This window comes from Streptomyces sp. NBC_00597 (assembly GCF_041431095.1).
Lineage (GTDB): Bacteria > Actinomycetota > Actinomycetes > Streptomycetales > Streptomycetaceae > Streptomyces.
Genome location: NZ_CP107757.1, coordinates 1,074,572 through 1,089,187 on the forward strand (window position 1 = coordinate 1,074,572; position 14,616 = coordinate 1,089,187).

Below are 14,616 nucleotides of genomic sequence, written 5' to 3' on the forward strand. Positions count from 1 at the left end.
TGGGGTCAGCGTGGGCTGCGCGCTCCGGCAGCGAGGCCGGAACTCCCCCTGAAGGTGGCGACGATGACCCGTTCGAACGCGACCCGTGCTGCCATCGCCACGCTCGTGGTCGGCACGTTCCTCCCGCTCGCCGCCTGTGGAGTGAGCGGTGGCGCCACGGAGGTGCCGCAGGCCCGCAAGAGCGGCAAGGTGTCCGGCGAGATCACCTTCCGCACCCTCCAGCTCAAGCCCAAGTTCACCGCGTACGTCCAGGGCGTCATCGACGCCTTCGAGAAGAAGTACCCCGAGGCCAAGGTCAGATGGGAGGACGTGCCCGGCGACGGCTACAACGAGAAGCTCGTCGCCGACGCGCAGGCCGGCGCCCTCCCCGACGTGGTCAACCTGTCCACCGACTCCTTCCAACTCCTCGGCGACCGCGGCCTGCTCGCCGACGTCGCCGAGCTCGATCCGGAGGTCGCCGAGGAGTACGTCCCCGGCTCCTGGGAGCAGTTCAAGCTCCCCGGCAAGGGCAACGGCGTGTACGCCTACCCGTGGTACGTGACCCCGGAGATCCTCACGTACAACAAGGAGCTGTTCGAGAAGTCCGGGCTGGACCCGGCGAAGCCGCCGACCAGCGTCGAGCAGTTCTTCGACTACGCCGACAAGATCGCCGCCGCGTCGGGCGGCCGGTATTCCGCCTTCATGGCCGATCCCAAGGGCCGGCTCCCCGGGGACTGGCAAAAGATGGGCGTACCGATCTTGAACGGGAAGCAGGACCGGTTCGTCTTCGACACCCCGAAGGCCGTCGAGTGGGTCGAGCGGATGAAGGCCCTGTACGCCAAGGGCGCCATGCCCAAGGAGTCCCTCCTCAAGGCCGATGACATCAACCAGCTCTACGGCGGCGGGAAACTCGTCTTCGGCCCCGGCTCCCCGGGCTTCGTCAAGGACATCAAGCAGAACGCGCCGCAGATCTACGCGGGCACCCAGGTCGCGGGGGCGGTCACCGGCACGCTCGGCCACATCGGCATCTACGCCCAGTCGCTCGGCATCAAGAAGGGCACGGAACACCTCGACGCAGCAGCCGAGTTCGCCAAGTGGGTCACCAACGGGCCCAACCAGGTGGAGTTCTCCAAGAACGCGACCATCTACCCGTCCAACGCCCGGGGCCTGGCCGATCCGCGTTTCGCGGACCGGGGCGACGGCAAGGACGCCGAGACGGTGGCCCGCGCGGTCGGCGCCGAGCAGCTGAAGAGCGCCGCACTCGACGCCAACACCCCCGTCCAGTGGACCAACCAGGTCGGCGACGCGGTCGTCCGCGAGATGCAGAAGGCGATCCAGGGCGAGCAGGACCCGAAGGCGGCCGTACGCAAGGCCCAGGAGGAGGCGAACCAGCTGCTCGCCAAGTCGGCGCGGCAATGACGCGCGCCGCGTACGCCGCAGCCGCGCAACCGGGAGACCCCGGCGGGAGCCCGGCCGACCCCGCTGCCTCAGTCGACCCCGCCGACTCCACCGCGGACCCCCTCGGGCGCACCGATCCCGCCGCCCCCGGCGACCGGGCGGCCCGCCGGCGGCGCCGCAAGGCCCTGGCGGCCATGGAGGCCGAGACCGGGCTGGTCCACCGCACGTGGTGGACTCCCTACCTCTTCCTCGCACCCGGCCTGGTGATGGTGGCGCTGTTCAGCCTCTGGCCGTTCGTCAACACCGTCATCCTGTCCCTCACCGACGCGCAGATCCTGCGCGGCGGCACCTTCGTCGGCTTCGACAACTACACCCGGGCCTTCGCCGACCCCGACTTCTGGGTCGCCACCGGCAACAGCGTCCTCTACCTCGTGGTCGTCGTGCCGTGCCTGGTCTTCCTGCCGCTCGCACTCGCCGTGCTCGTGCAGGCGAAGATCCCCGGCATCGGGTTCTTCCGCTCCGCCTTCTACACGCCCGTGATCGCCTCGGCCGTGGTCGTCGGCCTGATGTGGCAGTGGGTGCTGCGCAGCGACGGGCTCGTCAACACCGTGTTCCTGAAGCTGAGCATCGTCTCGGAGCCGGTTCCGTTCCTGACGGACAGCACCATGCTGCTGGTCTCCGCCATGATCGTGACCGTGTGGAAGGGACTCGGCTACTACATGGTGTTCTACCTGGCCGCGCTCGGGAACGTGCCCGCCTCCCTCCACGAGGCGGCCGCCCTCGACGGCGCCGGCCCGGTCCGCCGTTTCCTCAGCATCACCGTCCCGCAGGTGAAGCCGATGATGCTGCTGGTCGGCACGCTCTCCGCGATCTCCGCACTGCGCGTCTTCACGGAGATCTACATCCTCGGCGGCGAGAGCGGCGGCCCCGGCGGCGGCGCCCGCACCCTGCCCTTCCTGATCCGGCAGGTCGGCCTCGGTTTCTCCGGCGAGACCGGCTACGCCTCGGCCATCTCGATCCTGCTGTTCCTGCTGACGCTGGCCTTCAGCCTGCTGGGCCGCCGCCTGTCCCGGGGGGACGAGGGGTGAGCCGCCGGATCGGGCTCGCCGCCCGGTACGCCACTCTGGTCGTGATGCTCGTCGTGATGCTCGGGCCGATCGTCTGGCAGTTCCTGACCTCGATCCGCGGTCGCACCGAGAACGTGTACGACGGCGTGCTGCCCGCGCGGCCCACCCTCGACAACTACGTCCTGGTCGCCGACTCGTTCCCGCTCCTGCAGTACGTCGGCAACACCCTGGTCGTGGCCGTCCTCGCGATCACCTCGAACGTGCTGTTCGCCGCGATGGGCGGCTACGCACTCTCCCGCGCCGCGTGGAAGGGCCGCAAGACCGTCTTCACGGTGCTGGTGGCCACCCTCATGTTCCCCTTCGAGTCCGTGATGATCTCGATGTTCCTGACGGTCCGCGAGATGGGCCTGGTCGACACCCTCATCGGCGTGTGGCTGCCCGGCGCGGTCTCCGTCCTCAACATCATGGTCATGCGTTCGGCCTTCCTCGCCGTGCCCAAGGAGGTGGAGGAGTCCGCAGTCCTGGACGGCGCCAACGAGTGGACCCGCTTCACCCGGCTCTTCCTCCCCGCCGCCAAGGGAGCCCTGGCCGTCGTCTGCATCACCAGCTTCATGGGTGCCTGGGACGACTTCCTGTGGCCCCTGCTGGTGCTCACCGACAGCGACCACTACACCCTCCAGCTCGGTCTGAAGACCCTGGCCGGCGCCTCCACCACCAACGACCAGCGGATCATCGCAGCCGGCGCGATGGCGGCGCTCCTGCCGATGATGCTGCTCTTCTTCGCCCTCCAGCGTTTCTTCTTCAAGGGAGTGGGCGAAGGAGCCGTCAAGACCTGAGCCCCCGCCCGCGCCCCCACCCCCTTCCTGCCGTTCGCGACCTCCCTCCCCTTGGAGCAGCCGTCATGCACGACGACCGCAGCATCACCGAACACCGCCTGCGCCGGGTCCTCAAGGAGCGCATCAAGCCCGCCGTCCACTCCCGCCCGGTCGCCCTGGAGATCGGGCGCTGGGAGGCCCCGGGCGAGCCCGTGCCCGTCACCGAGGGCCTGGCGGCCCCGTACGGGCCCTGCGCGATCGGCGAGGGCTGGGGCCCGGCCTGGGGCACCACCTGGTTCAAGGTGACCGGCACCGTCCCGGCCGAGTGGGCCGGCCGTACGGTCGAAGCCGTCCTTGACCTGGGCTTCGACCGGATGATGCCCGGCTTCCAGTGCGAGGGGCTCGTCCACACCTGCGACGGGTCGGTGGTCAAGGCGCTCAACCCGTACAACGACTGGGTGCGCGTCGCCGACGCGGCGGCCGGCGGCGAGCGGGTCGAGTGGTACGTGGAAGCCGCTTCCAACCCCGTCCTGGTCGACCACCGCGCGACGTACGAGGGCGACCTGCAGACCAGCGGTGACGAGCCCCTGTACCGGCTGGCCCGGATGGACCTCGTCGTCTTCGAGACCGAGGTCTGGGAACTCGTCCAGGACCTGGAGGTCCTCCACGACCTGATGGTGCAGCTCGGCGAGGGCGACGCACGGCGCCACGAGATCCTGCGGGCGCTTGAGACCGCCCTCGACGCGGTGGACCTGGACGACGTCCCCGGGACGGCGGCCACCGCCCGCTCGCGACTCGCCCGGGTGCTCGCCGCCCCCGCCAACGCCTCCGCGCACCGGATCAGCGCGGTCGGCCACGCCCACATCGACTCCGCGTGGCTGTGGCCGCTGCGCGAGACGGTCCGCAAGGTTTCCCGGACCGCGTCCAACGTGGTCAACCTGATGGACGGGCACCCCGAGTTCGTTTTCGCGATGTCGCAGGCGCAGCAACTGGACTGGATCAAGACGCACCGGCCCGAGCTCTTCGAGCGGGTCAAGAAGAAGGTCGCGGACGGGCAGTTCGTGCCGGTCGGCGGCATGTGGGTGGAGTCCGACACCAACATGGTCGGCGGCGAGGCCATGGCCCGACAGTTCCTGTACGGGAAGAAGTTCTTCCTGGACGAGTTCGGCATCGACACCCACAACGTGTGGCTGCCCGACTCGTTCGGGTATACCGCCGCGATGCCGCAGATCGTGAAGCTCTCCGGCTCGAAGTGGTTCCTGACCCAGAAGATCTGCTGGTCGCAGGTGAACGCCTTCCCGCACCACACCTTCTGGTGGGAGGGCATCGACGGCACCCGCGTCTTCACCCACTTCCCGCCCGTCGACACCTACAACAGCGATCTCGGGGGCACGCAGCTGGCACACGCCGCCCGCAACTACCGCGAGAAGGGCCGGGGTTCGCGCTCCCTGGTGCCCTTCGGCTGGGGCGACGGCGGCGGCGGCCCCACCCGCGAGCACCTGGCCCGGGCCCGTCGGCAGCGGGACCTCGAAGGCTCCCCGCGCGTCGAGATCGAACGGCCCGACGCGTTCTTCGAGAAGGCGCTCGCCGAGTACCCGGACGCGCCCGTCTGGGCCGGCGAGCTGTACCTGGAGCTGCACCGCGGCACCTACACCTCGCAGGCCAAGACCAAGCAGGGCAACCGGCACAGCGAATCACTGCTGCGCGAGGCCGAGCTCTGGGCGGCCACCGCCGCGGTCCGGGTGCCGGGGTACGGGTACCCGTACGAGGACCTGGAGCGGATCTGGAAGACAGTGCTGCTCCACCAGTTCCACGACATCCTGCCCGGATCGTCCATCGCCTGGGTGCACCGCGAGGCGCGCGCGACGTACGCGAAGGTGCGCGAGGAGCTGCGCGGGATCGCCCTGGCCGCCCAGCTGGCCCTGGCCGGGGAGGGCACCACCGAGCTGGTCTTCAACTGCGCCCCGCACGCCCGGCGCGGCATCCCGGCGGGCGGCGCGGGCGTGCCGCAGGGGACGGGGCAGCCGGTCACCGTGGAGGAGCGGCACGGCGGCGGGTACGTCCTGGCCAACGGGCGGCTGCTGGTGGAGGTCGACGGCCGCGGACTGATCGTGTCCGCGTACGACCTGGAGGCGCGCCGCGAGGCGGTGGCGCCGGGGCAGGCCGCGAACCTGCTCCAGATCCACCCCGACTTCCCGAACATGTGGGACGCGTGGGACATCGACGCCTTCTACCGCAACAGCGTCACCGACCTCGTCGGGGCGGACGCGCCGGCGGTGGTGGAAGCCGGACCGGACGCGGTGACGGTCCGCATCGGCAGGTCCTTCGGCCACTCGTCGGCCGTCCAGTCGATCACCCTGCGCGCCGGGGCCAAGACGGTGGACATGGTGACGGAGGTGAACTGGCACGAGACGGAGAAGTTCCTCAAGGCCGCCTTCCCGCTCGACGTGAAGGCCGAACGGTCCGCCTCCGAGACCCAGTTCGGGCACGTGTACCGGGCGACCCACACCAACACCTCGTGGGAGGCGGCCAAGTTCGAGATCTGCGCGCACCGGTGGATCCACGTGGAAGAGCCGGGATGGGGCACCGCGGTCCTCAACGACTCCACGTACGGCCACGACGTGACGCGCGACGTGCGGCCGGACGGCGGACAGACCACCACCGTCCGCCTCTCCCTCCTGCGGGCCCCGCGCTATCCGGACCCGGAGACCGACCAGGGCGCCCACACCCTGCGCTTCTCGCTGGCGCCGGGCGCGCAGATCGCGGACGCGGTGCGCGAGGGCCACGCGCTGAATTTGCCGGAACGGGTGGTCCCCGGCGCGGGCCCGGTCGCCCCGCTGGTCGCGGTGGACGAGGACGCGGTGGTGGTCGAGGCGGTCAAACTGGCCGAGGACCGCAGCGGCGACGTGATCGTCCGCCTCTACGAGTCCCGCGGCGGCCGCGCCACGGCCACCCTCGCACCGGGCTTCCCGATCACGGCGGCGGTCGAGAGCGACCTCCTGGAACGCCCCCTGGACGGCTCGGCGGTGGGCGCGCCGGCCCCGGACGGCACCACCTCGCTCACGCTGCGTCCGTTCCAGATCGTCACGGTCCGCCTGTGCCGCCCCCGTGAGTAGGCTGTCCGGATGAACGGGATCGAGACCGCCCCCGACCGGGACGCGTGGCGCAACGGGTTCGAGGCCCGCGTACTGGACGGGTACCGGGCCGCCGGATGCTCGGAGCCGCTGGCCCGTGCCCTGCTGGAACGGGCGGTACGGGGGGTCGAGGACTGGACGGTGGCCACGGACGGCACCGGCTGGATCGCGGTCGAGGTGACGCAGGACAACGGGGCGACCGTCGGCCGGATCCACGACCTGACGGTGCCGCGGGGGCGCGAGTGGGCCGAGCGGTGGTGCGCCGAGCGCGGCGCGCAGCGGGTGGAGGTGCGGCTCACGGGCGGGCCGGGGGCGTTCGCCGACTACCCCGTACGAGGGCAGAACCGGATGCGCGCCGTGGTCGAGCGGCCCGAGTTGCCGGCGGGCCTGACGGTCCGCCGGCTCACCGAGGAGGAGTATCCGGGCTGGTACGCCGGGGAGGAGGCGGGGTACGTCGCGGACATCGTCCGGGCCGGGGCGTTGACCCCGGAGCAGGCCAAGGCGAAGTCCGACGAGGACTTCGCCCGCCACCTCCCGCAGGGCTACCGGACGCCGGGCCACGCGTTCTACGCGATGGAGGTGGGCGGGGAGGTGGTCGGCACGGGCTGGGTGAACCACGGCTTCCTGCCGGGCGTGACCTTCGGCTTCTCGCTGGAGGTGTACGAGGAGCACCGCGGCAGGGGCTACGGCCGGTCCGCGATGGCCGTCGGCGCGTGGGCCACCCGGCAGGGCGGCGACGAGGCGATGATGTTGAACGTCTTCGGCGGCAACGAGGTCGCGATGCGGCTGTACGACAGCACCGGCTTCACGGTGCTCGACGAGTACCGCTCGATCGACCTGTAGTGCCCCCGCCGGTGCCCCCGCCGGTGCCCGCGGCGGCCCTCCAGGCCCCCGGGCAGCGGTGGTGGTTGCGCTGTCCGGCGGCCAGTACGGTGCGCGGCGGCTCCGGCGCCCCGGGTGCCAGCCGCCCGCGGTCGTTGCGAGGACCTCGGCGAAGGCTCGCGCCGAGGTCCCGTGGCCTTCTCACCCTAGTCAGCGAACGCCGGGCCGTTCCGGCGTCCGGGGGTCCCCGAGGAACTCCGTGAGCACCGCGTTGAATTCGCGGGGGGCCGTCGCGTGGATCAGGTGGCCCGCAGGGATGGTGTGCAGGCGGGCGCCGGGGATGCGGCGGACCAGTTCGGCGATGCTCTCCCGCGGTACGTGGCTCGTCGGGCCGCCCGCCACCACCAGGGTCGGGGCCGTGATCCGCCCCAGGCCCGCGAGCCAGGCGGGGTCCGGCCGGTCGAGCCCGGCGCGGACCGCGAGCACCATCTCCCAGTCGAAGGGCAGCTCCCCCTCGGGGCGGACCGGGGCCCGCGCCTCCCGCGGCAGCGGCGCGGGGGCGTCCTCCAGGACCAGCCGGACCACCTGCCAAGGCCGCGCCTGCGCGACGAGGTGGGCCACGACCCCGCCCATGGAATGGCCGACCAGGTCCACCCGGTCCAGGCCGAGGGCGTCGAGGAGGCCGAGGACGTCGTCCCGCATGAGTTCCAGGGAGTAGTCGCCGGGCCGGTCGCTGCGGCCGTGCCCGCGCAGGTCCACGGCGTACACCCGGCGCTCCCGGTCGAGGACCTCCCGTACGGGGGCCCAGTCGCCCGCGCACTCGCCCAGCGCGGGCAGCAGGAGCAGCGGGTCGCCGTTCGGAGGGCCGGAGACCTCGTACGCCAGGCGCATCCCGTTCACGGTCACCGTGTGCTGAGTGATCATCCGGCAGACGCTACCCGTGCGGGGGCGGCAGTGAACTGCGCCACAGGGGGCGGCGGCCCGGCCCCGGGGTTACGGGCTCCGGGCGGCGGCGGTGATCGCGGGGACCCGTTCCCGGTTATGCACCTAGTTGCAAAACCTCCACCTCCTCGCTAGAACAGGTTCATCACCCCCGCGCGAGGAGGCGCCCCTCATGAGTTCCCAGAGCCGGTACCCGCACCTGCTGAGCCCCCTGGACCTCGGCTTCACCACCCTGCCGAACCGCGTGATCATGGGCTCGATGCACACCGGCCTGGAAGAGCACGCGGGCGGTTTCGAGCGCCTCGCCGCCTTCTACGCCGAGCGCGCCCGCGGCGGCGCCGGCCTGATCGTCACCGGCGGCATCGCCCCGAACGACGCCGGCCGCCCCTTCGAGGGAGGATCCCGCCTCACCACCGAGGAAGAGGCCGCCGAACACCGGGTGATCACCGAGGCCGTGCACGCCGAGGGCGGGAAGATCGCGATGCAGATCCTCCACTTCGGCCGCTACGCCTACCACAAGGACCTGGTCGCCCCGAGCGCCATCCAGGCCCCCATCAGCCCCTTCGTCCCGAACGAGCTGACCGACATCGATGTCGAGCGCACCATCGAGGACTTCGTCCGCGCCGCCCGCCTCGCCAAGCTCGCCGGGTACGACGGCGTCGAGATCATGGGCTCCGAGGGCTACCTGGTCAACGAGTTCATCGCCGCCGCCACCAACAAGCGCACCGACCGCTGGGGCGGCGCCTATGAGAACCGCGTGCGCTTCCCGCTGGAGATCGTCCGCCGCACCCGCGCCGCCGTCGGCGAGGACTTCATCCTCATCTACCGCCTCTCGATGCTCGACCTGATCCCCGGCGGCTCCACCCTCGACGAGGTCGTCCACCTCGCGAAGGAGATCGAGGCCGCCGGCGCCACGATCATCAACACCGGCATCGGCTGGCACGAGGCCCGCATCCCCACCATCGCCACCTCCGTCCCGCGCGGCGCGTACACCTGGGTCACCAAGCGGCTGATGGGCGCGGTCTCCGTCCCCCTCGTCACCACCAACCGCATCAACACCCCGGAGATCGCCGAGGAACTGCTCGCCGACGGTCGCGCCGACCTGGTCTCGCTGGCCCGCCCCTTCCTCGCCGACGCCGACTTCGTCGCCAAGGCCGCCGCGGGCCGATCCGAGACCATCAACACCTGCATCGGCTGCAACCAGGCCTGCCTCGACCACACCTTCAGCGGCAAGATCACCAGCTGCCTGGTCAACCCGCGCGCGTGCCACGAGACCGAACTCGTACTCTCGCCCACGCAGTTGAAGAAGCGCGTCGCCGTCGTCGGCGCCGGCCCGGCCGGGCTCGCCTGCGCCGTATCCGCCGCCGAACGCGGCCACACCGTCACCCTCTTCGAGGCCTCCGGCCACATCGGCGGACAGCTCGACATCGCCCGCCGCATCCCGGGCAAGGAGGAGTTCGAGGAGACCATCCGCTACTTCGGCACCCAGCTCGAAGCACGCGCCGTCGACGTCCGTCTGGGCACCCGCGCCGACGTCGAGACGCTCCAGGGCTACGACGAGGTCGTCGTCGCCACCGGCGTCACCCCCCGGATCCCCGACATCGAGGGCGTCGACCACGCCAACGTCGTCAGCTACCTCGACGTCCTGCGCGACGGCGCCCCCGTCGGCGAGCGCGTCGCCGTCGTCGGCGCCGGCGGCATCGGCTTCGACGTCGCCGAGTTCCTCACCGACAGCGGCGAGGGGGCCTCCCAGGACCCCGAGACGTACTTCCGCCACTGGGGCGTCGACACCGCGTACACCGGTCCCGGCGGCCTCACCGCGCCCGAGCGGCCCGCGCCCCCGCGCCAGGTCCACCTCCTGCAGCGCAAGACCACCAAGGTCGGCGCCGGCCTCGGCACCACCACCGGCTGGATCCACCGCGCGGAGCTCAAGCACCGCGGTGTCGTCTCGGTCGCGGGTGCCACGTACGACCGGATCGACGACGAGGGCCTGCACATCACCGTCGACGGAGAGCAGAGGCTCGTCCCCGCCGACACGGTGGTGCTCTGCACCGGCCAGGAGCCGCGCCGCGACCTGTACGAGGCCCTGCTCGCGGCCGGCGGACGGCCGCACCTGATCGGCGGCGCCGACGTGGCCGCCGAGCTGGACGCCAAGCGGGCGATCCGCCAGGGCACGGAACTGGCGGCGAGCCTCTGACCCGCGCCGGGAGCCGGTGCCCGCACCGCCACCGCGGTGCGGGCGCGGCGTCCCGGTACCGGCGTCTCGGTACCGGCGTCTCGGTACCGGCGTCCCGGCAGCGGCCGTCTGGCACTGGCCACCCGGCACTGGCCGTCTGGCAGCGGCCCCCGGCACTGGTCCTCGGCCGGGGGCCGAAGCTCGGGCCGACGTCGGTGCGCCGGACCGGCCGGAGCGCGTACTGCCCTGACGGATCAATGGTGTTGTGCGGCCCGGGGCGGGCCGCCACAATCTCCGGGTGACCCTGACACCCACAGACGCAGACAAGATCCTCGCCGACAACTTCGCCCCCTGGGTGCTCGCCCTCGGGCTGACCGTCCAGGAGACCGGCGAGCGGCACGCCGTGCTGCGGCTGCCTTGGTCGGAGGCGTTGGTCAGGGACGGCGGCGGCCTGTCCGGGCAGGCGCTGATGGCTGCCGCCGACACCGCCACCGTCATCGCGATCTCCGCCGCGCGCGGGGCGTACGGGCCGATGACCACCGTCCAGCAGTCGACCAGCTTCCAGCGGCCGGTGCTCGCCGCGGACGTGCTGATCGAGGTCCGGGTGACCAAACTGGGCAAGCGGATGGCCTTCGCCGACATCACCATGACCCCCGAGGGCGCGCAGGAACCGGCGGCCACGGCGTCGACCGTCTACGCCCTGCTGGGCTGAGCGCGGGTGCCGGCCCACCACTCCTCGCTCTGGCGCAACCGGGACTTCAACGTCTTCTGGCTCGGCCAGGCCCTGTCGGTCCTCGGCGGATCGATCTCGCTGCTCGCCCTGCCCCTGCTGGTCTACGACGCCACCGGGTCCGTCGTCCAGATGGGCCTGATCACGGTCGTCACGGGCGTCACCAGCATCGTGACCGGGGTGTTCGCCGGACACGTGGTGGACCGCACGGACCGGCGCCGTCTGATGATCACCTGCGATCTCGTACGGGCGCTGCTGCTGGGCGCCGTGCCCCTCATCTGGCTGGCCGGGCCGCGGATCTGGGTGCTGTACGTACTGACGGCACTGGTCACCGCCCTGAAGACGCTGTTCGACGTGGCGTACGTGACCGCGGTGCCCGGCCTGGTGCGCGCCGATGACCTGACCGCCGCCAACGGCCGGCTGATGGGCACCTTCGCCGTCGGAACCCTGTGCGGGCCCGCGGCGGCCGGTTTCCTCGCCGCCGGGGTGGGCGCGGACTGGGGACTGGGGGTGGACGGCGCGACCTTCCTGGTCTCCGCCGTGAGCCTGCGGTGGGTGGCCTTCGAGCGGGACGGATCCGCCGAGCCGCCCGCCGCCGAGCCGCCCGCTGCGAAGCCGCGCGCCGCCGAACCCGCAAAGCTGCGGGAGATGTTCGTGGTCGGCTTCCGCTTCCTGTGGAGCCACCCCGTGCTGCGCCCGCTGACCGTCCTGCTCACGCTCCTGACCTTCGTCACCATGGGCGCCACCGACCTGCTGGTCTACCGGATCCAACACGAACTCGGCCAGGACGCGGCCACCGTCGGCTACGTCATCGCCGCGAGCGGCCTGGGCGTCGTCGGCGCGGCCTTCGCCGCCGCGCCCCTGCGCAGGGTCTTCGGGTTCGGCGCCTGCTGGCTGGGCTCCGTCGCCCTGGTCGGCGCGGCGGTGGCGGGGACCGGCGTCAGCCACAGCCTGCCGGTGATCGCCCTACTGGCCGCCGTGTTCATGTTCGGGATGACCCTCGGCGGGGTCTGCTCGATGACCCTGCGCCAGGAGGTGACCCCGGACCCGCTGCTCGGGCGGGTCACCTCCGCCTTCTGGACCGTCCACAACGCATCGGGCCCGGTGGGCGCGGCCGCCCTCACCGTACTGGCCGCCCGGTACGGGGTCCCGGCGGTCAGCGTGGCCGCCGGGGTGTTCTGCCTACTCATCGTCGGTGCGGGGCTACTGACCCCGCTGCGGGGCAGCCGGGTCACGGCCGCCCCGGCCCGGGACGTGGTGGCCGGCTCCCCGGCCCGCGCTGCGGTCGACGCCCCGCGGCGCCCGGAGCGCCCCTGAGACCAGCCCGCACGGCCCTCCGCGCGCCGCGCGCGGAGGGGGCCGGTCTGCGATCGTGGATCGGGGGAAGCGTACGGAGGAGCAGCAGCCATGTCCGGACAGTTCGAGGCCACCGCCGAGATCGACCGGCCCGTCGGGGAGGTCTTCGCCTACCTGGCCGACGGCCGCAACGACCCGAAGTTCAGCCCGCGGGTCCAGGAGATCAGCAGGACCCCCGACGGTCAGACCGGTGTCGGCACGGTCTTCCGCAGCACGGTGAAGGACGCCGGGATGAAGACCGGCCGCGAGTTCCGCATCACCGCCTTCGAGCCGCCGCGGCTGATCCGCTGGACGGAGCAGAGCAGGAACCTGGTCACCGCGGAGGGCGGCTACGACTTCGAGGCCCTCCCTGGTGACCGCACCCGGGTCCGCATCTTCAACACGCTCGAAGGACACGGATTCGGGAAGCTGCTCGTGGGCTTCGCACTGAGCGCGGCCCGCAAGGACGCACCGGACTTCGGCCGCCGCATCAAGGCCGCCGTGGAGGCGTCCTGAGCGGCGGCCGGAGCCCGGGAAGGGTCAGAACCTCCCGTCGGTGAGGGTCGGGAAGCGCTGCGGCGAGGGCGGGGCGATCTCCGCCCGGCGCTCGCCGGCGCCCGGCGCCGCCCGGCAGGTCACGTCCTCTGCGGGCAGCTTGCCCGTCGTCAGGTAGGAGCTGACCGGGGCGTTGACGCAGGAGTTCGGGTCGACGAGGTACACGCCGTGGCCCTCACCGCCCTGTGCGAGCACCATCCGCGAGCCCTTGAGCGCCTTGTGCAGGCCCTGGCCGCTGACCAGCGGGGTCTGGGAGTCCCACTCGTTCTGCACGGTCAGTACGTTCGTCTTCGTCTTCATCGCCGTCGGGGGCTCGATCGGCCGCTGCCAGTAGGCACACGGCTTGATGTTCGAGGCGAAGTCCCCGTACAGCGGGTACTTGACCTTGTCCTTGGCGGCCTCCCGCTCGTACTGCTCGGGGTAGCGCGGCCATTCGGTGTCCCCGCACACCACGGCCAGGAACACGGCCGTCCCGTTGTCCGAAGCGGGCTCGGCGGCCGGCTTGAGCAGCTCCCGCTGGGACGGGGTGAGCGTGACGGGCTTCCCGTCGGCCGCGTCCTTGAGCGCCTTGACGAGGGGCGCCGCCTGCGAGGGGTAGAAGAACAGCGCCCGAGAGGTGCGGATGTCGTCACCGGTGAGCTTCGTGCCCTCGAACTCGATCGGTTCCCGGTCGGCCCGGGCCACGAGGTCCCAGAAGGTCTTGGAGACCGCGTCCGGGGTGGCGCCGAGCCCGTACTCGGTCGAGCGCTCGGCCGTCCACTGCGTCCACCGCTTGAACGCCGGCTCCGCCTCCGTCGCCCACACCTGGATCATGCCCCGCCAGATGCGCTGCGGGTCCACGCCGCTGTCCAGCACGATGCGGTCGCTGCGGCTCGGGAACATCTGCGTGTACACCGCGCCGAGGTACGTGCCGTACGAGTAGCCGACGTACGAGATCTTCTTCTCGCCCAGCGCGGCGCGGATCGCGTCCATGTCGCGCGCGCTGTTGCGGGTGGTGACGAACGGCAGCACCGAGCCCGCCTTCTCGCGGCACTTCTCCGCGACCGTGCGCGCCCACGCCACGTCCGCCTGGAACGTCTCCTCCTTGTACGGCCGGTCGATGTTCTGCTCGGTGTCCGTCAGCCCGCAGGTGATCGGGGTGGAGGCGCCGACCCCACGCGGGTCGAAGCCGATGAGGTCGTACTGGTCGCGCACGTCCTTGGGCATCAACTCGTCCATCATCAGCGGCAGATCGAGCCCCGAACCGCCCGGGCCGCCCGGGTTGAGCAGCATGGCGCCGTGCCGCTTGGCCGGGTTCTCGCTCTTCATCCGCGATATCGCGAGATCGATCGTGCGTCCCTGGGGGCGCCGGTAGTCGAGCGGCACCTTGATCGTCGCGCACTCGTACGCGGCGGGCCGGTCGGGGCTGCACCGCTGCCACGCGGGCTTCTGCGGCGTGTACTCGGCGGCCGGGGCGGCGGAGGCCCCGGTCGCGGAGAGCAGGGGGACGGTGGTGGCGATGAGTCCGGCGGCGGCGAGCATGGGTGCGAGGCGTTTCATGTTCACGAAGAGCCGTTTCCTTCCGTGAATTCGATGGCCTCACCACCCTGTTGTACGAGGGCCCCCGGGCGAATCATCCCGGAGGGTCGGTCCGTATGCTTCTCACGAACGAGCTCAAATCCGG

At 71.7% G+C, this 14,616-nt stretch carries 11 protein-coding genes; 9 read left to right on the forward strand and 2 right to left on the reverse strand.

Annotated features, from left to right (window positions below; all coding sequences use genetic code 11):
* Positions 1-63: 63 nt before the first annotated feature.
* The 5 genes from OG974_RS04545 to OG974_RS04565 all read left to right on the forward strand — a co-directional run bounded on the left by OG974_RS04545 (position 64) and on the right by OG974_RS04565 (position 7,236).
* Positions 64-1,398 carry a sugar ABC transporter substrate-binding protein gene (locus OG974_RS04545; protein ID WP_328764392.1) on the forward strand — a complete coding sequence of 445 codons (1,335 nt, stop codon included), beginning with the start codon at positions 64-66 and terminating at the stop codon, positions 1,396-1,398.
* A 173-nt stretch (positions 1,399-1,571) separates the two neighbouring features.
* The gene (locus tag OG974_RS04550) at positions 1,572-2,465 is read left to right on the forward strand and encodes a sugar ABC transporter permease (RefSeq protein ID WP_327285869.1); all 894 of its coding nucleotides are present in this window, start codon (positions 1,572-1,574) and stop codon (positions 2,463-2,465) included.
* Complete coding sequence (locus OG974_RS04555; RefSeq protein ID WP_327279667.1) at positions 2,462-3,280, forward strand: carbohydrate ABC transporter permease; 819 nt, start codon at positions 2,462-2,464, stop codon at positions 3,278-3,280. The genes OG974_RS04550 and OG974_RS04555 overlap by 4 nt, the downstream gene beginning before the upstream one ends.
* Before the next feature lie 65 nt (positions 3,281-3,345).
* Positions 3,346-6,375, forward strand: coding sequence for an alpha-mannosidase (locus tag OG974_RS04560; protein ID WP_371645452.1), 3,030 nt, complete (start codon positions 3,346-3,348; stop codon positions 6,373-6,375).
* 9 nt (positions 6,376-6,384) lie between these two features.
* Positions 6,385-7,236, forward strand: coding sequence for a GNAT family N-acetyltransferase (locus OG974_RS04565; protein ID WP_371645454.1), 852 nt, complete (start codon positions 6,385-6,387; stop codon positions 7,234-7,236).
* Between the two features lie 189 nt (positions 7,237-7,425).
* On the opposite strand, the gene OG974_RS04570 is transcribed toward OG974_RS04565, so the two are convergent.
* The gene (locus OG974_RS04570) at positions 7,426-8,139 is read right to left on the reverse strand and encodes an alpha/beta fold hydrolase (protein ID WP_371645456.1); all 714 of its coding nucleotides are present in this window, start codon (positions 8,137-8,139) and stop codon (positions 7,426-7,428) included.
* Between the two features lie 190 nt (positions 8,140-8,329).
* Between OG974_RS04570 and OG974_RS04575 the strand changes: the two genes are divergently transcribed.
* From OG974_RS04575 to OG974_RS04590, 4 genes are all read left to right on the forward strand, one after another.
* Positions 8,330-10,354, forward strand: coding sequence for an FAD-dependent oxidoreductase (locus OG974_RS04575; RefSeq protein ID WP_371645458.1), 2,025 nt, complete (start codon positions 8,330-8,332; stop codon positions 10,352-10,354).
* Positions 10,355-10,631: 277 nt separating this feature from the next.
* Entirely contained in the window at positions 10,632-11,045 is a 414-nt protein-coding gene (locus OG974_RS04580) for a PaaI family thioesterase (RefSeq protein WP_328764398.1), read from the forward strand.
* Between the two features lie 6 nt (positions 11,046-11,051).
* On the forward strand, positions 11,052-12,380 hold the full coding sequence (locus tag OG974_RS04585) for an MFS transporter (protein WP_327279673.1): 1,329 nt from the start codon (positions 11,052-11,054) through the stop codon (positions 12,378-12,380).
* A 90-nt stretch (positions 12,381-12,470) separates the two neighbouring features.
* Positions 12,471-12,914 carry an SRPBCC family protein gene (locus OG974_RS04590; RefSeq protein ID WP_371645461.1) on the forward strand — a complete coding sequence of 148 codons (444 nt, stop codon included), beginning with the start codon at positions 12,471-12,473 and terminating at the stop codon, positions 12,912-12,914.
* A gap of 24 nt (positions 12,915-12,938) precedes the next feature.
* Here the strand turns inward: OG974_RS04590 and OG974_RS04595 are convergent, their stop codons facing one another.
* Positions 12,939-14,492, reverse strand: a complete 1,554-nt coding sequence (locus tag OG974_RS04595) for an alpha/beta hydrolase (RefSeq protein ID WP_327285870.1) — start codon at positions 14,490-14,492, stop codon at positions 12,939-12,941.
* Positions 14,493-14,616 lie beyond the last annotated feature (124 nt).

What these genes read in the sequence shown, in the direction of transcription:
- OG974_RS04545 (WP_328764392.1), top strand. Translation starts at nt 64, where the DNA reads ATGACCCGTTCGAACGCGACCCGTGCTGCCATCGCCACGCTCGTGGTC.
- OG974_RS04550 (WP_327285869.1), top strand. Translation starts at nt 1,572, where the DNA reads ATGGAGGCCGAGACCGGGCTGGTCCACCGCACGTGGTGGACTCCCTAC.
- OG974_RS04560 (WP_371645452.1), top strand. Translation starts at nt 3,346, where the DNA reads ATGCACGACGACCGCAGCATCACCGAACACCGCCTGCGCCGGGTCCTC.
- OG974_RS04565 (WP_371645454.1), top strand. Translation starts at nt 6,385, where the DNA reads ATGAACGGGATCGAGACCGCCCCCGACCGGGACGCGTGGCGCAACGGG.
- OG974_RS04570 (WP_371645456.1), bottom strand. Translation starts at nt 8,139, where the DNA reads ATGATCACTCAGCACACGGTGACCGTGAACGGGATGCGCCTGGCGTAC.
- OG974_RS04575 (WP_371645458.1), top strand. Translation starts at nt 8,330, where the DNA reads ATGAGTTCCCAGAGCCGGTACCCGCACCTGCTGAGCCCCCTGGACCTC.
- OG974_RS04590 (WP_371645461.1), top strand. Translation starts at nt 12,471, where the DNA reads ATGTCCGGACAGTTCGAGGCCACCGCCGAGATCGACCGGCCCGTCGGG.
- OG974_RS04595 (WP_327285870.1), bottom strand. Translation starts at nt 14,492, where the DNA reads ATGAAACGCCTCGCACCCATGCTCGCCGCCGCCGGACTCATCGCCACC.